The organism is Pedococcus sp. (genome assembly GCF_036554925.1).
GTDB lineage: Bacteria > Actinomycetota > Actinomycetes > Actinomycetales > Dermatophilaceae > Pedococcus_A.
On record NZ_DATBMI010000045.1, the window covers coordinates 1 to 20006 of the forward strand.

Genomic DNA, 20006 nt, shown 5'->3' on the forward strand with positions numbered 1-20006 from the left:
GCTTTGGCGCAGGGCTTGGCGATGCAGCTGCGGCGATGTCCACTGAGAAGAGGAATCCCAAGAATCGCGGTGCCGTGCTGCTGAACGATCGGGAAGCGGTGGTCAGCGAAAGAGCCGATCCGCCTGAGGCGCCATCGAGCCAGAAGGAAGCCGTAAACGGGGGCGCGCCGGACCATCCCGGATCACCTGCCGAAACCTTCGACTACAAGTTGACTCTTGCTTGTGGGACGAATCGAGTACGCGGTGTCGAGGGCAGTGACGACGTGACGAACTGTTCGTACGCCCTCAAGGCATGCCAGTACCGCACGCCTCCCTCTGACGAGCCCCTCTACTACGTGTGGCAGCGCAAGAGGACTCCGGCCAACAGCCCCTGGCAGATCGTGGGCGACACCTGCGGGACGCAGTCCGCTCCCCCGGCGGCGCCGCCACCGCCGCCGGTCCCGACGCTGGCCCAGATCCAGCAGGCCTTCAAGCGGCTGCCGTTCTCCAAGCCGACCGTGCGCGTCGAGCCCAAGGGCAACGTCACCCTCGTCAACCTCCCGACCTACTACGAGGCGACCTGGCCGAACGACACCGGCCTGCAGCCCGGCGAGGTCAGCAAGCCGGTCCGGCTGCTCTCGTGGAGCGTCGAGTTCAAGATCAGCTCCCGCTCCTACACCTTCCACTACGGCGACGGCACGTCGTCCGGCGAGGTCGAGGACGCCGGCGGTGGATACCCGGACGGTGCGATCAAGCACACCTACGACAAGCCGATCGAGGCCGCCAAGGTCACCGTCGACTCCACGCTCACCGGCCAGTTCCGCGTCAACGGCGGCACCTGGATCGACATCGACACGGTCGCAGACCTCCAGAACGAGCCCGTGACCACTCTCGCCGTCAAGGAGTCGAAGGCCCGCCTGTACGGCAACGACAGCTGAGACGCCGCGTCTGCACTCCTCTCGCCCCGGGCACCCGCGCACGGCCAGGTCGAGCCCTGAAGCACGACGTCAGCCCAGCGCCTGGCGCACCTCGCGGGCGATCTCGACGTCCTCGCGCGCCTCGACCACGGCCACGGCAACCCGGCTGGTGTCGGCGTGCACCAGGGCATCCAGCGTCGGCGACGCGTTCGCCGCGGCGGACAGGCGCGCACCGACGAACCCCAACGCCGAGACGGCCCGCTCCCGGATCACGGCCGCGTTCTCCCCCACCCCGCCGGTGAAGGTGAGCGCGTCCACGCCGCCGAGCACCGCCACCATCGACCCCAGCTCGCGGACCAGCCGGTGCATGTAGACGTCCACCGCCGCCGCAGCGGCCTCGTCACCCGCGTCGGCCCTCGACAACACCGCCGCCTGGTCGGCAGTTCCGGCGAGCGCCTTCAGGCCCGACTCGTGTTCGAGCCCGTCGTTGACCTCGTCGACCCCGAGACCGCCCTCGCGCTGCAGCCACAGCACCAGTCCCGGGTCGATCGTGCCGGAGCGCGTCGCCATGACCAGCCCCTCGAGCGGGCTGAACCCCATGGTCGTGTCCACGCTCCGGCCGTCCGAGACGGCGCACAGCGAGGCTCCGGCCCCGAGATGGCAGGTCACGACCCGGAGCCCTTCCACGGAACGCCCCAGCAGGTCCGCGGTGCGGCGCGCGGCATACGCGTGGGACAGGCCGTGGAAGCCGAACCGCCGCACCGGCCACCGCTCGCGCCACGCCACGGGCACGGCATACGTGGACGCGGCCGCGGACAGGGACGCATGGAAACCGGTGTCGAAACAGGCCACCGAGGGCCGGTCGCCGAACGCCTCTCGCGCCGCGTCGATGCCGGCGAGGGAGCGCGGCTGGTGCAGCGGTGCGAGCGAGGTCAGCGCCTCGATCTGCGAGCGCACCGGGTCGTCCACGACCGTGGCGCTGGTGAACTCGCCCCCGCCATGGACCACCCGGTGACCGACGGCGTCGAACTCCCAGCCGCCCGCGACGTCGTCGAGCACCGACGCGTCACCGTCGTCCCAGTGGTCGATCTCGTGCCTCTCGACGAGCTCGTCCGACTCGTCGAGAACGCTGAGCTTCAGGCTCGACGAGCCCGCGTTGACGACGAGGACACGGCCCGATGTCCCGGCGCGACCGGTCATGACGCGGGCCACGACCAGTCGCGCACCTCCGGCAGGTCCTCGCCGTGCTCGCGCACGTACCGGTGGTGGACGGCCCGCTGGTCGACCATCCGCTGCCGCACCACCGCAGCCCTCGTCGCCAGTCCGGGCACCCGGTCGATGACGTCCATCACGAGCTTGTAGCGGTCCATGTCGTTCATGACCACCATGTCGAAGGGCGTGGTCGTCGTGCCCTCCTCCTTGTACCCGCGCACGTGCAGGTTGTCGTGGTTGGTGCGCCGGTAGGCCAGGCGGTGGATCAGCCACGGGTAGCCGTGGTACGCGAAGATGATCGGCCTGTCCGCGGTGAAGATCGCGTCGAACTCGGCATCCGGCAGCGCGTGCGGGTGCTCGGTCGGCGACTGCAGCCTCATCAGGTCGACGACGTTGACCACCCGCACCCGCAGGTCCGGGAGGTGCTGGCGCAGCAGGTCCGCGGCGGCGAGCACCTCGAGCGTCGGCACGTCACCGGCGCACCCCAGCACGACCTCGGGGTCACCGTCGTCGTTGCTCGCCCAGTCCCAGACGCCGATGCCGCGGGCGCAGTGCGCCGCAGCCTCTTCGATCGTCAGCCAGTTCGGCTGGGGCTGCTTCCCGGCCACGACGACGTTGACGTAGTCGCGGCTGCGCAGGCAGTGGTCGGCCACCGAGAGCAGGCAGTTGCCGTCCGGCGGCAGGTAGACCCGAATCACCTCTGCCTTCTTGTTGACGACGTGGTCGATGAACCCCGGGTCCTGGTGTGAGAAGCCGTTGTGGTCCTGGCGCCAGACGTGCGACGTGAGCAGGTAGTTCAGCGACGGGATGGGGGCTCGCCACTCGATGCCCCGAGTGGTCTTCAGCCACTTGGCGTGCTGGTTGAACATCGAGTCGATGATGTGGATGAACGCCTCGTAGCAGCTGAAGAGGCCGTGCCGCCCGGTCAGCAGGTAGCCCTCGAGCCAGCCCTGGCACAGGTGCTCCGAGAGGACCTCCATCACCCGGCCGTCGGGCGCGAGGTGCTCGTCCGTCGGCAGCACCTCGGCGTTCCACGCCTTGTCGGTGACCTCGAAGACCGCCGACAACCGGTTCGAGGCGGTCTCGTCCGGCCCGAAGAGCCGGAAGGTCTCCATGTTGCGGCGCATGGTCTCGGCCAGGAACCCGCCCAGCACCCGGGTCGCCTCGGCGCTGCTGCCACCCGGGCGCGGAACCTCCACGCCGAAGTCGCGGAAGTCCGGCAGGTCGAGGTCGACCGTCAGGCGGCCGCCGTTCGCGTGCGGGTTGGCACCCATCCGCCGCTCCCCCGCGGGCGCCCAGTCCTGCAGCTGCTGCACCGGGCGGCCGTCGGCGTCGAACAGCTCCTCGGGCCGGTAGCTGCGCAGCCAGCCCTCGAGCATCGCCATGTGGTCGGGGTTGTCGCGCACTGCCGCCAACGGCACCTGGTGCGCGCGCCACGTACCCTCCACGGGCACGCCGTCGACCGTGTCCGGGCCGGTCCAGCCCTTCGGCGTGCGCAGGACGATCATCGGCCACCTCACGTCGCCGGTGCCACCGCCGGCGGCGGCACCCGACCGGGCGGCCTGCTGGATCGTGCGGATCTCATCGAGCACCCGGTCGAGCGTCGCCGCCATGTCCTGGTGCACGACCAGCGGGTCGTCGCCCTCGACCAGGTAGGGCTTCCAGCCGCAGCCCTCGAGCATCTTCGCCAGCGCGTCGTCGCCGATCCGTGCCAGCACCGTCGGGTTGGCGATCTTGTAGCCGTTGAGGTGCAGGATCGGCAGCACGGCACCATCGCGGGCAGCGTTGAGGAAGGTCGTCGAGTGCCACGAGGTCGCGAGCGCGCCCGTCTCTGCCTCGCCGTCGCCGACGACACAGGTGACCACCAGGTCGGGGTTGTCGGACGCAGCGCCGAACGCGTGCGCCAGGGAGTACCCCAGCTCGCCGCCCTCGTGGATCGACCCGGGCAGCTCGGGCGCCACGTGGCTCGGGATGCCTCCGGGGAAGGAGAACTGCCGGAACAGCCGCCGCATCCCGCCGAGGTCGCGGCGGATCGAGGGGTACGCGTCGGTGTAGCTGCCCTCGAGCCAGGCGTTCGACGCGATCGCCGGGCCGCCGTGGCCCGGGCCGATGATGTAGATCATGTCGAGGTCGCGCTCCCGGATCACCCGGTTGCAGTGCGCGTAGACGAGGTTGAGTCCCGGCGTGGTGCCCCAGTGCCCCAGCAGCCGCGGCTTGATGTGCTCGGCGGCGAGCTGCTCGCTCAGCAACGGGTTGTCGAGCAGGTAGATCTGGCCCACCGAGAGGTAGTTGGCCGCGCGGAAGTACGCGTCCACCGCCGCCAGCGACGTCTCGTCGAGCACCTGCCCGTCCCCACCCTGCGTCACCCTCTGCATCAGACCTCCCACAATGTCGCTGTCAGCACCGCCCACGTCTGCCGGCCATGGCTGCCGCCCACGTCTGCCGGCCACCTCACCACCGGCCGTCTGCCGCCCGGCCCACCCTCGCAAAGACGGCGCCTGCCGGCCACAGGGCGAAGGGCCCGGTCGCCGCCGTGGGCGACACGGCACACCTGCCCATCTCACCAGCAGGCGGTGCCCACCGGGGGGTGTTTGGATGGCCGCATGGCGATCGAGGGCGAGTACGTCCCCAGCCCGCGCGGGTGGGTGCGGCGACAGGTGGAGCAGATCGAGGCGACGGGCACGACACGCACGGTGGACATCATGGGCCGGCCGGTCGTCCTGCTGACCATGAAGGGCCTGTCCGGGAAGGTGCGCAAGGTGCCGCTCATGCGCGTGGAGCACCACGGCGTGTATGCCGCGGTGGCCAGCCAGGGTGGCGCGCCGGAGCACCCGAAGTGGTACGCCAACCTGCGAAGGAACCCCGTGATCGAGCTCCAGGACGACTCCCGCACGTGGACCGCCCGGGCCCGCGAGATCGAGGGCGCCGAGCGCGAGGAGTGGTGGCCGCGCTGCGTGGAGGCGTTCCCCCCGTACGCGGAGTACCAGCAGAAGACCGACCGCCTCATCCCTGTGTTCCTCCTCGAGCCCGTCGACGAGGCAGACTGAGACACAGCGCGGCCGCCGGCGATGAGTGGGGCCCGCTCGGCGGGTCTCACCCTCATCGGGCCCGCAGACGCTGGCCCGGCGGAGAAGGAGGCCGGAGATGGACGTCGAGTTCACCGCCACCCTGCAGAGGAGCCCGGCGCCGGGCGGGTGGACCTATCTCGTGTGGCCGAGGTCCGCGGAGTTCTTCGGCACCCGTGGGCTGGTCAGGGTACGCGGCACGATCGACGGAGAGCCGTTCCAGTCCTCGTTCATGGCGCTCGGCGACGGCAACCACAAGCTGCCGGTCAAGGCTGCCGTGCGGGCGTCCATCCACAAGGAGGCCGGCGACACGGTGACCGTCCGGCTGCTCGAGCGCCTCGACGGCCCGGCCACCACGACCTGACCGCGTAGCTCGACGGCCCAGACCTGGACCGCGCGACGTGGCTCCGCCACCACCTGCCCGCCTGGAGCTCTCGGGCCGCCACGGCGGCGACGGACGACCTGGCCGACTCGTGGCTAGGTGCGGACCCGCGTGCGGCGCAGCCACCACAGGCCGACCACAGGCAGCACCAGCGGCACGTAGCCGTAGCCCGACCCGAAGTGCGACCACACCGTCTTGTCGGGGAACGCCGACGGCACCACGTAGGACAGCAGGCCGACCACGAGCACGCCGACCATCTCGAACGCGATCGCGGCCAGCGCCACCCGCCACGACGTGCGGCTCCCCCGTGCGAGTGCCACGGTGGCGACGATGTAGACGACCGCGGCGAGCGCGGACAGCAGGTAGGCGACCGGGGCGCGTGAGAAGTACTCGCTGATCTGGAGCACGGACCGGCCGGTCGCAGCGAGCGCCAGCACGGCATACACCGCCACCAGAACGACACCGGGGCCCGACCGGGTCGTCGCCGGGGCGTGCTCAGCCACCGAGGTCCCAGATCTGCTGGAGCCGACCGGTCATGACCGCCACCGCGAACGCCCCCGCCACGATGACGCCCATCGACCAGCGCGTCTTCTCCTTGATCGCGAGGAACGCGACCGCAGGCGGGATCAGGGGCAGCGTCAGGCCGTATGCCGCGAACGTCGCCTTCTCGGCGCCGTCACCGGTGACCTCCCCCACGTTGACCAGCACCACGACGGCCTGCACGAGCAGGGCGACCTCGAGGACCGCGGCCACGAGCAGCAGCCGGTCGTCGATGAGGCGGTCGCGCCAGGCGTAGAAGCCGGCCAGCAGGGCGAGGACCGCCGACGCCGCGTAGACGGTCAGGGTGACGGGATAGAGCACCGGCACAGGCTATCCGGCGAGGTGAGCCGGGCAGCGCGACGGTTCCTCGCGACGATCAGGGGTGGTCGTGCTCGTCCGCCGGTCGGTCGTCGCCCCGCGCTCTCGACGTCGCGCCTCGGGCAGCCACCAGCGTGTCGGCCAACGCCGTGAGCAACAGGTCGATGTCGTCCTCGCTCGACACCAGCGGTGGTGCGAGCCTGATGGTCGAGCCGTGGGTGTCCTTGGCCAGCACACCTCGCTCGAGGAGCCCCTCGCACAGCTCGCGACCGGTGAGGAGAGCCGGGTCGACGTCGACCCCGGCCCAGAGGCCGCGCACGCGGACACCGACGACCCCGTCGCCGACGAGGCCACGCAGCCCGGCCTCGAGCCGCGCGCCGAGCACCCTGGCCCGCTCCTGGAACTCTCCGGTCTGCAGCATCGCCACCACCTCGCGGCCGACCGCTGCGGCGAGGGGGTTGCCGCCGAAGGTCGACCCGTGCGTGCCCGGCGTGATGACTCCGAGCACGTCGGTGTCGGCGGCGATGGCGGAGACCGGGTAGAGGCCGCCGCCCAGCGCCTTGCCCAGGATGTAGATGTCGGGGACGACGTCCTCGAAGTCACACGCGAACGTCGTGCCGGCCCGGCCGAGGCCGGACTGCACCTCGTCGGCGACCATGAGGATGCCCCGCTCGGTGCAGAGCGCCCGCAGGTCGGCGAGGAAGCCGTCCGGGGGAAGGATGACGCCGCCCTCCCCCTGCACGGGCTCGAACAGCACGGCGACCGTCGTGTCGTCGACGGCGTTGGCGACGGCGTCGATGTCGCCGTACTTCACCAGGGGGAAGCCGGGCGTGAAGGGGCCGTAGTCTGCGGTGGCCACGTCGTCGGTGGAGAAGCTGACGATCGTGGTGGTGCGGCCGTGGAAGTTGCCCTCCATGGCGATGATGCTGGCCCGGCCGTCAGGAACGCCCTTGACCAGGTAGCCCCACTTGCGGCTCACCTTGATCGCCGTCTCGACCGCCTCGGCGCCGGTGTTCATCGGCAGCACCATCTGCTTGCCGGTGAGCGCGCACAGCTCCCGCGCGAACGGCCCGAGCTGGTCGTTGTAGAACGCCCTGCTGGTCAGGGTGAGCCGCTGCAGCTGCTCGGCCGCCCGGGCCAGGAGCCGCGGGTTGCCGTGGCCGAAGTTCAGCGCCGAGTACCCGGCCAGGCAGTCGAGGTAGCGCCGGCCCTCGACATCGGTCACCCAGGCGCCACTGCCCTCGGCGAGGACCACCGGCAGCGGGTGGTAGTTGTGCGCGGCATACGTCTCCGTGAGCTCGATGTGCTCCGTCGACGACGTCCCCAAGGCTCAGCCGACCTGGCGCTCGAACGTCACGAGGACGCCCTCGGTGCCGCCGGGGCCGACCCTGCCCTTGACCTCGGCAGTGGTGATGGCCTTGACCTGCCAGCCCTGGGACGCCCACTCGTTCAGGACCTTCTCGAGCTTGTCGGCCGACATCTTGCCGCCGATCAGGCCCTCGCGAAGCTGCACAACCTTGTACTCGTATCGCATGGCACGACAGTATCCGCCGCCCCACCGCCGCGTCCCCGAGTCGATCGGATGTCGCGTCCCCGAGTCGATCGGATGCCGCGTCCCCGAGTCGATCGGATGCCGCGTCCCACCCGGCGGTGACCACCCGCCCGAGTGTCGTCGGGCACCCGGCAGCCAGCACGCCGGCGCCGGGCCTCGCGCCGCACGCCCGGCGCACGGCACGCCTGCCCGGTCACGACGTCCCGCCCGAGGTCCCACTCGGCGCGAGCAGCAGATAGGCCTGGGCGGCCAGGACCACCCCGATGGCGACCCACTTCCCCGGCGGCATCTCCACGGCATACCTGAACCTGTCGACGAGAACGAGCCCGACCTGCAGCACCACGACCCAGCCCAGGGTGACGACCGCGAGCTCGGCGTACTGCAGCGACGACGCGTACACCCACCACAGGAGGACGAAGGCTCCCAGCCCGACCGCGAGCGCCGGACCACCCCGGTGCTCCACCCACTGCTTGGCTGCCACCGCTCCGACCAGGTCCAGGGTGGCGAGGCCGAGCATGGCGACCGTCGCGACGACGGGGACGGGCCAGGAGGCAGGTGCCTTGATGAGGGGAAGCAGTTCGATCGTGCTCATGGCGGTCCTCGCGTGGTGCCGGGTGGCCCAGAGACAGGTGGCCCACTGACCAGCACACTCCGATCGGGCCCTGAGTACATCGGTGGTTTCACCGATCTGCGTGCGTTCGCCTGCGCCCGGTGTGGATTGGGCCCGTTCCGCGCGGAGCCCGTCCGTGGGGCCTTTCCGCAGATGCGGGGTGGAGCCGAGCGAACCGGGCTGGCGCCCCACCGCCCGTCCGCTCGCCGCGCAGGCCTCTGACCTGCAGGTTAGGGTCCGTCCATGGCTCGGCTGCGCACTGTCTCCCCCAGCTCCAAGGGCTGGACTCGACGGCGTGCCGGCAGGGGGTTCGTCTACCTCGACGGGGGCGGAGAGCGCCTCCCTGCCGAGGAGGTCGAGCGGATCCGCAGCCTGGCGATCCCACCCGCATGGAAGGACGTGTGGATCTGCCCCCACCCCAACGGCCACATCCAGGCCGTGGGCACCGACGACGCCGGCCGCCGCCAGTACCTCTACCACCCCGACTGGCGGGTCAAGCGCGACCAGATGAAGTTCGACCGGGTGGCCCAGGCGGCCAGGAAGCTCCCCACGGTGCGCCGCGAGGTGCTCACGCACCTCGGCCTCGACGGTATGCCGCTGGAGCGGGCGAGCGCCGTGGCGGTCCGCCTGCTCGACCTCGGCTACTTCCGCATCGGCAGCGATGCCTACGCCGACGCCAACGGCTCGTTCGGGCTGACCACGCTGGAGAAGCGCCACGTGCGAGCCCACGCCGGCAGGCTCGTCTTCTGCTTCACCGGCAAGTCCGGCGTCGAGCACTGCATCGAGATCGACGACGCCGACGTCCTCGCCGCCCTGGATCGGATGCGGCGGCGCCGCGGTGGTGGCGACCGCCTGCTCGCCTACCAGAACTCCCGGCGGTGGACGGCGCTCGATGCCGCAGCGGTGAACCTCTACCTGCGCGGGCTCCTCGCGGGCGACCTCACTGCCAAGGACTTCCGCACCTGGCACGCGACCGTCATCGCCGCGACGGCACTGGCGCTGTCGGACGAGCCCGGCGACACCAAGCGGTCCCGTCAGCGGGCGGTCAAGGCGGCGGTCGACGAGGTGGCCGAGTACCTCGGCAACACACCCACGATCGCGAGGAACTCCTACATCGACCCGCGCGTCATCGACCTCTACGAGGACGGCACGACGATCGCCGCGGTCGCGCGCCGGCGGCACACCTCGCCGGACCAGCGGCAGGCAGCCCTGGAGAAGGCGGTGCTGCGGATGCTCGCGGAGGCCCCGGAGTCCCGGGGTCGCGCTTCCCGGTCGCGCGCCGCCCGGGTCAGGCCCTGACGCCCCCCGTCACGGGTGGGGCACACGGCCAGCGGACGCGGAGGGTCAGCGGGTGCCGGAGGGTCAGCGGGTGCCGGAGCGTCAGGGAGTGCGGGAGCGTCAGCGGGTGCCTGAGGCCGGGGTGCCGGCGCAGTAGGCCTGCACCTGCGAGGCGCCGCCGGCGGCCCGGGCGAGGTTGCGGAAGGCCTTGGCCATCGCGGCGTCGTCATGCTTCTCCGCGGCACGGTCGAAGGCGAGGCACAGCCCGTAGACCGCCGGGGTGTCGATCTCCGGTCCCGCGGCGAGGGTCGGCGGGGCGGCGGCCATCCCGCGTGCCGTCCCGTCGACGGGCGAACGGCTCACGCGGAGCCTCGCGCCCCCGTCGTCGGTGGACCTGGCCTCCGGTGCCGGGGCGCCGATGGCCGAGTGGGCGAGTCCCTGGGCAGTGACCGGGAGAGCGCCGGCGTAGGCCGCCGCGCTCACCCCGGCGACGGCGAGGACCGCCGCACCGACGGCCAGCGTGGTCATGCGGTGGTGGAGGCCCAGGACCCCCGCGGTGGGGGTCAGCGGCCCGTCACCGGGGCGGCCCCCCCGCCGGCCCGCGCGCCCGCCGGCGAGGCCGAGGACGTTGTCGCGGCCCGCCCGAGTGCCGTCGGCATCGTCGGCCTCGAGGTCCCGGACGAGGTCGGCGGTGAACGGACCGGGATGCCAGCCCACGAAGACGGCGGCGTCTGCTGTGGGCTCCGGGCGTCCGCGGAACCGCAGCAGCTTGCCCCCACCCTGTGGTGGAGCCTCGTCCACGCTCACACAGCCGAGTATGAGGCCAGGCCGACGGGCCCGGGAGCCATTTGCGCAGGTTCGTCGCTTCTGCTGCCGGGCTGAGGCTGTGGCGAATGGGACCAGAGTGACCATTGTGGGCTCGTCCGAACGGGCAGACTTCGCTCGACGAGGCCGGAGATCCTTGAACTGGCTGGCAGGCTCGCCCCTGCGTTCGGCCAGAGGCCGGCGCCCTCCCCCGCCTCCCGATCGCCCCCTGGACTGTCCCGATGAGACTGATCTCCGCCGCCCTGGCCGTCGCCCTCACCCCCGTCTTCGTCGCCCTTCCCACGGTGTCGTTCGCCGCGCCTGACCAGCCCCGGCCGGTGGCGCCCACGGTGAGCAGCGTCGCCATCGGTGGGGTCGACCGCGGCGCGCTGGCGAAGGCGCCGACAGCTGCCCCGGCCGCCGTCTGGCCCGAGGTCTTCACCACGGAGCGGTCCGCCGCACGGTTCACGGTCGCCGGTGTCAGCTGGTCGCGGTCGAGCGCGGTGCGGCCGCAGGAGGTCAGCGTCCGGGTGCGGGTCAAGGAGGCCTCCGGCTGGACCGAATGGGAGCAGCTGGACACCGCCGAGGAGGGTCCGGACCCGTCCTCGGGCGAGGCCGCACGGGCCCGGGTCGGCACGGCCCCTCTGGTCACACCGGGCGCCACCGGCATCCAGGTCCGGGTCGACACCGCGACCGGCGCCACCCCGGCCGACCTCAAGGTGACCACGATCGACCCCGGGATCTCGCCGGCGGACGACGACCTGACGCGGCCCACCCCCGCCTCCAGCGCCTCGGCGGCAGCACTCCAGCCGACGATCATCACCCGGGCCCAGTGGGGGGCCGACGAGAGCCTGCGCGGCTCGACCACGCTCAGCTCGACGGTCAAGGCGATCATGATCCACCACACGGCCGGGTCCAACAGCTACACCCAGGACACCGCGGCCGCCCAGATCCGCGGCATCTACGCCTACGACACCAAGACGCTGGGCTGGGCGGACATCGCGTACAACTTCCTCGTCGACAAGTGGGGGCGCATCTACGAAGGGCGCGCCGGGTCGATCTCCAAGGCTGTCCGCGGCGCCCACGCGATGGGCTTCAACACCGACACCATGGGTGTCGCCGCGCTGGGCAACTACGAGACGGCGTCCCCTCCCGCCGCCCTGGTCGACGGACTGGCGAAGGTCGCGGGGTGGAAGCTCTCGCAGTACGGCGTGAACCCGATGGGCAAGGCCACGCTCACGTCGCAGGGCGGGACGGGCACGAAGTTCGCCGCCGGGGTGACCGCCACCCTGGACGCCATCAACCCGCACCAGAGCACGTCCTACACGCTCTGCCCCGGCAGCTACCTCACCCCACAGCTGGCCACACTCCGCACGAAGGCCGGCAACTACGCGAAGTACTCCACCCTGTCGGGACCGCCACCGGTCACGACCTCCAGCCTCTACGCGCAGTACGGGTCGCTGACCCTCAGGGCCGGCTCCACCGGGCCTGCCGTGCGCGACCTGCAGACCGAGCTGAACCGGCGCGGCTTCAACGTGGGCGCCGCCGACGGCATCTTCGGCCAGATGACCACGACGGGCGTCACGGCCTTCCAGAGGTCCGCGCGACTGGCGGTGACGGGCGTGGTGGCGGCCAACGACTGGAAGGCGCTGTCCGGCCTGGCCTACACGACCGTCACACCTCCCCCGGTGACGGTCGTCCCGGGCTTCGACGCCGACGGGCGTGGCGACGTCATGGGGCGCACCGCCACCGGAGACCTCTACTACTACCCGACCGGGCTCTCATCGATCGGCAAGCCGGTGCGGATCGGTCCGGGCTGGAACGCGTTCAACCTCGTTCTCTCACCGGGTGACTGGACCGGCGACGGTCGCTCCGACGTCCTCGCGCGCAAGCCGACCGGCGAGCTCCACCTCTACCGCGGCAACGGCAAGGGTGGCTTCACCGGCGCGGGCACTGCGATCGGCCGCGGCTGGCAGGTCTTCGACACGGTCGTCGCCCCCGGCGACTTCAACGGCGACCGCAAGCCAGACCTGCTGGCGCGCAAGCCTTCTGGCGAGTTGTTCCTGTATGCCGGCAACGGCACCGGCGGGTTCGCGTCCGGGGCGCGCAAGGTCGCGACGGGATGGCAGACGCTCAGCGATGTCATCACGCCCGGTGACTTCACCGGCGACGGCCGTGCGGACCTCCTCGGCCGCAAGGGCACAGGAGAGCTCTACCTCTACCGGGGCACGGGTACCGGCAGCTATGAGCCGGGCCGGCTCATCGGACGCGGCTGGCAGATGTTCAACACGGTGTTCTCCACCGGCGACCTCACGGGCGACCGACGAGCGGACCTGATCGCCCGCACACCCGCCGGCAGGAACGTCTTCTACCCGGGCAACGGGACCGGCGGTTTCGCCTCCGCCGCGAAGCCGCTCACCGTCACGTGGGGCGCGACGACCCGCATCTTCGGCGTCCGCTGAGCGCCGCGCCCCCTGTCTCAGGACGCCGCGGTGAGCGGCTCGGGCATCGCCGCGACGCCGTCGGCACTCGCCAGGTAGTAGCCCAGCAGCCGCACGCCGTGGGCAGCGCAGGCGGAGATCGCGAGCTGGTGCCACTCGCGGTCGGCGTCAGTGGGCGTGAGGCCGTCCCGGCGCCCCCTCCCGATCAGCACGGCCCCCTCGGCCTCCGCCACGATCGGGAGCAAGTGGTCGAGGAGCTGCCGCATTCCCTGGGAGTCGGCGTCGTCCGGCACGTCGCTCAGTACCACTGGCTGCAGCCCGCGGCCCGCGTGGTCGCACAGCACGAACGCGATCGCCCCACCGGCCCGCGCCTCGTCGCCGAGGATGAGGTCGACGACATCGGCGGCGAGGGTGGGGTCGGTGAGCGGGAGGTGCCTGATGTCGCTGGGAAGGTCTCTGAAGGTCATGCGGACATCGTTGCGCTGATGAGCGATTCGACCGCTGGCTTGTCCCCAGGGCTGCTTCCGAACCGGTCGTGTGGACAACTTCGCGGCCGTCATGGACCCGAGACACCGACACCGCGCGCCCGGACGTCGGCTGGTCGGTCACCGAACGTCGACGTGGGTGGCCTGCTCGGCATAGCGGCACAGCGCGTTGACGGCCCGCAGCTGCTCCGGCGTGTGCACCTCGGCATCGAGCAGGGCGGGGCTGGCCACGACGATGCTCATCGCCCGAGCTCGGGAGACGGCGACGTTGAACCGGTGCAGGTCGAAGAGGAAGTCGACACCGCGCGGGGCGTCCTGCGCACTCGAGCTCGCCATGGAGTAGACGACCACCGGAGCCTCCCGCCCCTGGAACCGGTCGACCGTGCCGACGAGGATGCCGCCCGGCAGCGCCGCCCGCAGCCGCGCCACGTGGGCATTGAACGGCGCGACGACGAGGACGTCCTCCTCGGTCATCGGATGGGTGACCCCCTCCGTGTCGGTCCAGGACCGGGTCAGCAGCTCCTTGACCAGGCCGGCCACGACCGCGGCCTCCTCCTCGCTGTCCGCGCTGCAGCCCTGGTGCTCGACGGGCACCCAACGCAGTCCCGAGCCTGACAGCGGCCCAGCACCCCCGATCACCTGTCGCTCGCGGTGCGGGGCGGAGTCGAGCCTGCCCTCGTACGACAGCTCGGAGACGAACCGCGTCACGCCAGGGTGCATGCGGAAGGTGGTACCCAGGAAGACGCCCCGATCCGCGGGCATGGTGTCGTGCTCCCCGATGAGGTGCTGCAGCGCCGAGACGCCCGCGGCGTACGGATGCGTCGCCTGGGTCGGCTGGGTCAGCTGCTGCGGATCGCCCAGCAGGACGAGCGATCTCGCGGCCCCCGCAGCGGCGACGGCATTGGCCAGCGAGAACTGCCCGGCCTCGTCGATGACGAGCACGTCGACGGACTCGCGCATGTCCTCCCGCGCCCAGAGCCAGGCCGTGCCACCGACCAGCGACACCTGGCCGGACAGCAGTGCGTCGCGGGCCTCGTCGTTGGACCCGGTGAGCCGGAGCGGCCCCTCCGCGGCCGTTGCCTCCTCCGGCGCCCCGGTGACCTTGTGCAGTGCGGGACGCCCCGTCTTCTCGAGGACGTGCCGGATCACCGAGTGCGAGAGCGCCGTGACGCCCACTCTCCTGCCGGCGTCGAGGAGTGCCTCGATCAGCTGCACCGCGGCATACGTCTTGCCGGTGCCGGGCGGCCCCTGCACGGCCAGGACCTCGCCGTCGAGGCAGCTCCCGATGCGCACCACCGCCCTGGCGGGCGTCTCACCGCCCCGAAGGGCCAGCACCTCGCGGGCCGGCACGACCCCGGCCACGAGACGCGACGCCATCGTGCTCTCCCCCGCCAGCACCCGTCGCCCCGTCTCGGCGATCGAGTCGCGCAGCACCCTGTCGTTCAGCGGCCCACCGGGCCCGAACCCCCGGGATGCCAGGGGCTCGTGGCGCACGCCGCGCTGGACGTCCGCCCAGCCCTGGACCGGGTCGACGGCGACGAGTGTGCCAGCGCCCTGGTGGGTGTCGACGTCGGCCACCGTGTCGAGGCGCAAGCCGCACTCCTGCGGCGGGAACCGGTAGCGCCAGACCCGAGACGTCACCCGGCCGGTCCTGGCGCTCACCACGTCGTCGACGTGCTCTGGCGCGCCCAGCCCACCGAGGGCCGTGCGGTCGTCGACGAGCTCCTGGGTGTCGAGGGTCTCGTAGCGGAAGAACTCCCACCAGCCGGGCCTGGCCTCCCTGCGGTGCCAGCCGACGCACCCCGCGAGCAGCTCGTGGCCGGCCCCCGCCAGCGCCTCGGCGAGCTCGGTCTCGGCCCGCTCGTCCTCGCCGACCTCCTTCAGCTCCGCCGGCACCGGCCGGCTGAGCTCGTGCCCCCGCGCGGCCAGCTCGTCGCGTCGCTCCTCCAGCCACACGTGCAGGTCGTGCGTGGACTCGACGTCGTCCCGGTTGTAGTCGCGGATCCTGGCCAGGATCGCGTCGTCGTGGTCCGTCAGCCAGCGTTCGTACTCGACGACCGAGGTCATCGCATCCGAGACGGCGGCGTCGCCGGCTCCGCGCGTCCTGCCCCAGTAGAAGTCCTCCAGCTTCTTGATGGAGTAGGACGGCTTGCTGATCCGCAGGCCCTGGCGCACCACGGCGTACAGGTCGACCAGCCGCTCCGCGCGCAGCAGCTGGTCGAGCTCCGCCTCGCGTGTGCCGTGGCGGCCCGTGAGCCGCTCGAGGGCGGTCCGCTCGTAGGCGGCGTAGTGGTAGACGTGCATGCCGGGGTCGGCCTGCCAGCGCCGCATCAGCTCGTCGAGGAGGCGCTCGGTGAGCCGCTTCTCGCCGGCGGTGTCATGGGCCCAGAACTCGGTGAAGGTGCCCTGCCGGTCCCACAGGCCGGCGAGGTACTCCCGACCGCGCCCCTCCTCGGCCCAGGGGTCACCCTCGAAGTCGAGGTAGACGTCGCCGGGGCTGGGCTCGGGCAGTCGCTGCAGCCCGCGGCCCACCTCGGGCGGGAGGAGCAGGTATGCCGCGTGGCCGCTATCGCGCTCGGCCACCTGGAGGCGGGCCTGCTGGTGGAGGCGCTCGGCGGTGGCTGCCGACAGCACCGCCGAGACCTCCTCGAGGGGGGCTGCAGCAAGCGCCCTCATCGTGTGGATACCGTTGGCGCGCAGAGCCTCTCGCTGGTCGGCGCGCAGACCGGCGACCTGGACGAGGTCGTCGGCGTCGGCCCACTCCTGCGCGCAGCGGCCCTGCCAGCGGCACTGGGAGCACTGCGCGCACGGCACCGGCTGCGTGGGGACCCGCGCCTCGATGGCCCGCAGCAGCGCAGCCCGGCGGCGGGCGGCGTACGGCGCGACGTCGACGAGCCGCCACGGGTGCTGCTCCTTGTCGCCGGTCACGACGACGAGGCGCTGGGGGGCGACGCCCTGCAGGCGCGCCAGCCGCGCGGCATACATCGCCATCTGGAGCAGGGCCGGGACCTTGAGCCGGCGCGCGAGCTTGGTGTCCGCGATGTCGTAGGACCAGGGGCCGAGGTCGCTCGGGCGCTGGGTGCGCAGCAGGAAGTCGGCGTGGCCGACCCACTCCCCGTCGTAGAGCGTGGCCTGGTAGACGACGTCGACGCCCCGGCGCATCGCATCGAGCGTCGCGGCCTCCGCTGCCCGGCGGTCGTGACCGAAGCCGTCGATCTCCGTGATGCTCAGACCCTGGTCGCGCAGGTGCTGGAGGTAGTCGGCCTCGTGGGCGAGCCCCTTCTCGAAGACGAGGTTCAGCGCGTCGTCGGCGGCAGTCGCTCCCATGGCCGCGGCCCCGGCGTCGAGGGCCTGCAGGTCGAGCGTGGTGATGTGCGGGCAGGCGACATGCTTGGTGAGGTCCGTGGGACTCAGCACCAGGCGGCCGTCGACTCGCTGCATCCCGCGATCATGCCACCGGGTGCCGACAGCGCCCGGTGGCATGGCGGTCGCGCGCGTCCCGTGCCTGCCGGACGCGCGCCCTACCCGGTGTAGGGCTCGTCGCGGTAGTGCGACTGCAGCCGGGCCAGCTCCCGCTCGAGCGCGGCCCGTTCCTCGGCGTGGGCCGGGTCGTCGGCGACGTTGTTCAGCTCGCGCGGGTCGGCGACGAGGTCGAACATCTCCCACTCCGGCTCCTGCGAGCGGTCGGACGACCCTGGGGTCCCGAGGCCGTCGGCGTAGTAGTGGACGAGCTTGTGGCTCCTCGTGCGCACCCCGTAGTGCGCCCATGCGTGGTGGCTCGGGTCGTCGTGCTCCCAGTAGCGGTAGTACATCGACTGGGGCCAGTCACCCGGCACCTCGCCGCGCAGCAGCCCGCGAAAGCTCCGGCCCTGCGAGTCCGGGAGGACCTCCGCGGCATCGAGGCCGCACAGGTCGAGGAAGGTCCCCGCGAAGTCGACGTTGGTGACGATCTCGTCGGGGCACGAGCCTGCGGGAACCTCGGCGGGCCAGCGCACGAGCAAAGGCATCTGCAGCGACTCGTCGTAGATGAAGCGCTTGTCGTACCAACCGTGGTCGCCGAGGAAGAAGCCCTGGTCCGAGGTGTAGACGACGACGGTGTTGTCGGCGAGTCCGTGCTCGTCGAGGTGGTCCAGCAGGCGACCGACGTTGTCGTCGATCGACTGGATGCACTGCAGGTAGTCGCGCATGTAGCGCTGGTACATCCAGCGCGTGCGCTCGACGCGGTTCTCCTCGCCCCGGAGGTGATCGGGCAGCCGCTCCTTCACGTCCTCCTCGTTGAGGTCGTCGGCGATGGTCATCCGCGCCTCGCGCGCGGCGCGACTCCGGGTGGCGTAGTCGTCGAACAGCGTGTCCGGCTCGGGGATCGAACCCACCGGGTAGAGGTCGCGGTGCTTCTCGTCAGGGACCCACGGCCGGTGCGGCGCCTTGTGGTGGACGAGGAGGCAGAACGGCTGATCGGGGTCCTGCCGGGAGAGCCAGTCGAGGCTGAGGTCGGTGATGACGTCGGTCGCGTAGCCCGGCACGATCTCCTCCCCTGCCTCGGAGAGCATCAGCGGGTCCGTGTAGTCGCCCTGGTCGGGGAAGACCTTCCAGTCGTCGAAGCCGCGCGGGTTGCTGGCGGGGCCGTGCCCGAGGTGCCACTTGCCGAAGAGCGCCGTCGCGTAGCCGCTCCGCTGCAGGCACTCCGGGAAGGTCGGGAGCCTGTAGTCGAACTCGGAGTAGATCGACGGGACGCCGTTGACATGGCTGTAGGTACCCGTGAGGATCGTCGCCCTGGACGGGGAGCAGATGGAGTTCGTGCAGAAGGCGGCGTCGAGGCGCGCGCCCTCCGCCGCCAGCCGGTCGAGGTTCGGGGTGTGGTTCACCCGACTCCCGTAGGCGCTGATCGCGTGCGCGGCGTGGTCGTCGGACATGACGAAGACCAGGTTGGGTCGGGACGGGCGGGACGAGGCGGGCAGCGAGGTCACCTGCCCGATTGTGGCGGGTTTGCCGGGTTGCCGCGTGCTTGACTGACGGCATGTCCGCGCCCGATCACCCCTCGTCGTGCTGCGCCGCCCCGCGCGCTGCGGTGCCTGGGGACCTTCCTGCAGCCCGTGCCCCCGAGTCCCCCGGGGAGGCCTCCGTGACGCGCTCGGAGCGACCCTCCCCTGCGGCTCCGCCCCCCTCCGACCGACGCGAGGCCGCCATCGCCCTCCCCGGTGGCGTCTTCCTGATGGGCTCCGAGGACCCCGACGCCAACCCCGAGGACGGCGAGGGGCCGATCCGCCCGGTGCGGCTGGCGCCCTTCGTCATCGACGCCGCGGCGGTCACCAACGAGGAGTTCGCCGCCTTCGTGGACGCCACCGGCCACGTCACCGAGGCCGAGCGGTTCGGCTGGTCGTTCGTCTTCGCCTCGTTCCTGCCCGGCTCGCTGCGACACGGCGCCCAGCGGGCCCGGGCCGCACCGTGGTGGTGCGTCGTCGCCGGGGCCACCTGGCGCCGGCCCGAGGGGCCGGGGTCGGATGTCACCGATCGCCTGGACCACCCCGTTGTGCATGTCAGCCACGCCGACGCCGAGGCCTTTGCCGCCTGGGTCGGGATGCGCCTGCCGACCGAGGCGGAGTGGGAGTATGCCGCGCGCGGGGGCCTCGAGGGTCGCCGCTTCGCGTGGGGCGACGAGCTCACACCGCAGGGTGAGCACCGCGCGAACATCTGGCAGGGACGCTTCCCCACGTCCAACACCGGCGAGGACGGCTACGTGGGCACAGCGCCGGTGACAGCGTTTCCGCCGAACGGCTACGGGCTCTTCCAGGTCGCCGGCAACGTCTGGGAGTGGTGCGCGGACCAGTGGTCGACGCAGCACGACGCCGGTCTCGTGGTCGACCCGCGAGGACCCGCGTCGGGCAGCGAGCGGGTCATGCGCGGCGGCTCCTACCTGTGCCACGACTCGTACTGCAACCGCTACCGGGTCGCCGCCCGCACCAGGAACACGCCCGACAGCTCGGCCGGCAACATCGGCTTCCGCTGCGTGGCAGATGCCGCCCCCTGAGGAGGGTGCGCCCGCCCCGGGCACTGCTGAGACCCCGCGGTCGTCCGGGGACATTCGCGGCATCTCGGCCCACGACGGCCCAGCCATCGAGATCGGCGCCTCACTGGGCCACACTGGGAGGCACCCACCGATCTGCGCCGGGCCCCCACCGGCTCGAACAAGGAGGAGCGCGCCATGGCAGAGCCCCGAGACGACGTCCCCCTGGCAGACCTGGAGGAACAGCAGCGTGACCTCGACACCGAGCCCGACGTCGACGAGGGCGAGGACCTGCCCGAGGCCGAGCCCCGGTCGCTGCGCGACGAGGCCAACGAGGCCGACGTCGTGGAGCAGTGGCAGGCCGTCAGTGAGAGCGACGACTACCCCCACGCTGGGGCCGAGGACGAGGAATAGCCCCA

At 71.8% G+C, this 20006-nt stretch carries 18 protein-coding genes; 7 read left to right on the forward strand and 11 right to left on the reverse strand.

The genetic code is table 11. The features are described 5' to 3' along the window. The first annotated feature begins 263 nt into the window (after positions 1-263). Complete coding sequence (locus VIB11_RS03125; protein WP_332028267.1) at positions 264-917, forward strand: hypothetical protein; 654 nt, start codon at positions 264-266, stop codon at positions 915-917. Positions 918-986: 69 nt separating this feature from the next. On the opposite strand, the gene VIB11_RS03130 is transcribed toward VIB11_RS03125, so the two are convergent. Beyond that, on the reverse strand, positions 987-2108 hold the full coding sequence (locus VIB11_RS03130; protein ID WP_332028269.1) for an acetate/propionate family kinase: 1122 nt from the start codon (positions 2106-2108) through the stop codon (positions 987-989). Next, positions 2093-4483, reverse strand: coding sequence for a phosphoketolase family protein (locus VIB11_RS03135; RefSeq protein WP_332028271.1), 2391 nt, complete (start codon positions 4481-4483; stop codon positions 2093-2095). Before VIB11_RS03135 ends, VIB11_RS03130 begins: the two co-directional genes overlap by 16 nt. 228 nt (positions 4484-4711) lie before the next feature. Between VIB11_RS03135 and VIB11_RS03140 the strand changes: the two genes are divergently transcribed. Together VIB11_RS03140 and VIB11_RS03145 are read left to right on the forward strand one after the other, a co-directional pair. Then, complete coding sequence (locus VIB11_RS03140; RefSeq protein WP_332028272.1) at positions 4712-5155, forward strand: nitroreductase family deazaflavin-dependent oxidoreductase; 444 nt, start codon at positions 4712-4714, stop codon at positions 5153-5155. 97 nt (positions 5156-5252) lie between these two features. After that, positions 5253-5537, forward strand: coding sequence for a DUF1905 domain-containing protein (locus VIB11_RS03145; RefSeq protein ID WP_332028274.1), 285 nt, complete (start codon positions 5253-5255; stop codon positions 5535-5537). A gap of 113 nt (positions 5538-5650) precedes the next feature. On the opposite strand, the gene VIB11_RS03150 is transcribed toward VIB11_RS03145, so the two are convergent. The 5 genes from VIB11_RS03150 to VIB11_RS03170 form a co-directional block, all read right to left on the reverse strand. Next, the gene (locus VIB11_RS03150) at positions 5651-6058 is read right to left on the reverse strand and encodes a hypothetical protein (RefSeq protein ID WP_332028275.1); all 408 of its coding nucleotides are present in this window, start codon (positions 6056-6058) and stop codon (positions 5651-5653) included. Continuing rightward, on the reverse strand, positions 6051-6416 hold the full coding sequence (locus tag VIB11_RS03155) for a hypothetical protein (RefSeq protein WP_332028276.1): 366 nt from the start codon (positions 6414-6416) through the stop codon (positions 6051-6053). Before VIB11_RS03155 ends, VIB11_RS03150 begins: the two co-directional genes overlap by 8 nt. A gap of 55 nt (positions 6417-6471) precedes the next feature. Continuing rightward, positions 6472-7740, reverse strand: a complete 1269-nt coding sequence (gene rocD / locus VIB11_RS03160; RefSeq protein WP_332028277.1) for an ornithine--oxo-acid transaminase — start codon at positions 7738-7740, stop codon at positions 6472-6474. Positions 7741-7743: 3 nt separating this feature from the next. Continuing rightward, positions 7744-7947 carry a DUF4177 domain-containing protein gene (locus VIB11_RS03165; RefSeq protein WP_332028278.1) on the reverse strand — a complete coding sequence of 68 codons (204 nt, stop codon included), beginning with the start codon at positions 7945-7947 and terminating at the stop codon, positions 7744-7746. A gap of 211 nt (positions 7948-8158) precedes the next feature. Further along, on the reverse strand, positions 8159-8557 hold the full coding sequence (locus tag VIB11_RS03170) for a hypothetical protein (RefSeq protein ID WP_332028280.1): 399 nt from the start codon (positions 8555-8557) through the stop codon (positions 8159-8161). 261 nt (positions 8558-8818) lie between these two features. Here VIB11_RS03170 and VIB11_RS03175 point away from each other — a divergent pair, with 261 nt between their 5' ends. Further along, positions 8819-9874, forward strand: coding sequence for a DNA topoisomerase IB (locus VIB11_RS03175; RefSeq protein ID WP_332028282.1), 1056 nt, complete (start codon positions 8819-8821; stop codon positions 9872-9874). A gap of 99 nt (positions 9875-9973) precedes the next feature. Here VIB11_RS03175 and VIB11_RS03180 read toward each other — a convergent pair whose 3' ends face one another. Next, on the reverse strand, positions 9974-10660 hold the full coding sequence (locus VIB11_RS03180; protein ID WP_332028284.1) for a hypothetical protein: 687 nt from the start codon (positions 10658-10660) through the stop codon (positions 9974-9976). Between the two features lie 239 nt (positions 10661-10899). Here VIB11_RS03180 and VIB11_RS03185 point away from each other — a divergent pair, with 239 nt between their 5' ends. After that, complete coding sequence (locus tag VIB11_RS03185) at positions 10900-13119, forward strand: FG-GAP-like repeat-containing protein (RefSeq protein ID WP_332028286.1); 2220 nt, start codon at positions 10900-10902, stop codon at positions 13117-13119. A 17-nt stretch (positions 13120-13136) separates the two neighbouring features. Here the strand turns inward: VIB11_RS03185 and VIB11_RS03190 are convergent, their stop codons facing one another. The 3 genes from VIB11_RS03190 to VIB11_RS03200 form a co-directional block, all read right to left on the reverse strand. Then, positions 13137-13565, reverse strand: coding sequence for a hypothetical protein (locus VIB11_RS03190; protein ID WP_332028288.1), 429 nt, complete (start codon positions 13563-13565; stop codon positions 13137-13139). Positions 13566-13703: 138 nt separating this feature from the next. After that, the gene (locus VIB11_RS03195; RefSeq protein ID WP_332028289.1) at positions 13704-17024 is read right to left on the reverse strand and encodes a TM0106 family RecB-like putative nuclease; all 3321 of its coding nucleotides are present in this window, start codon (positions 17022-17024) and stop codon (positions 13704-13706) included. Positions 17025-17104: 80 nt separating this feature from the next. Next, entirely contained in the window at positions 17105-18550 is a 1446-nt protein-coding gene (locus tag VIB11_RS03200) for a sulfatase (protein ID WP_332028291.1), read from the reverse strand. Between the two features lie 155 nt (positions 18551-18705). Between VIB11_RS03200 and VIB11_RS03205 the strand changes: the two genes are divergently transcribed. Both VIB11_RS03205 and VIB11_RS03210 read left to right on the forward strand, forming a co-directional pair. Continuing rightward, positions 18706-19611: a formylglycine-generating enzyme family protein gene (locus tag VIB11_RS03205; RefSeq protein WP_332028293.1), complete on the forward strand. Its 906-nt coding sequence runs from the start codon at positions 18706-18708 to the stop codon at positions 19609-19611. Between the two features lie 174 nt (positions 19612-19785). Further along, a complete protein-coding gene (locus tag VIB11_RS03210; protein WP_332028295.1) occupies positions 19786-20001 on the forward strand; it encodes a hypothetical protein in 216 nt (71 codons plus the stop codon). Positions 20002-20006: the final 5 nt, after the last annotated feature.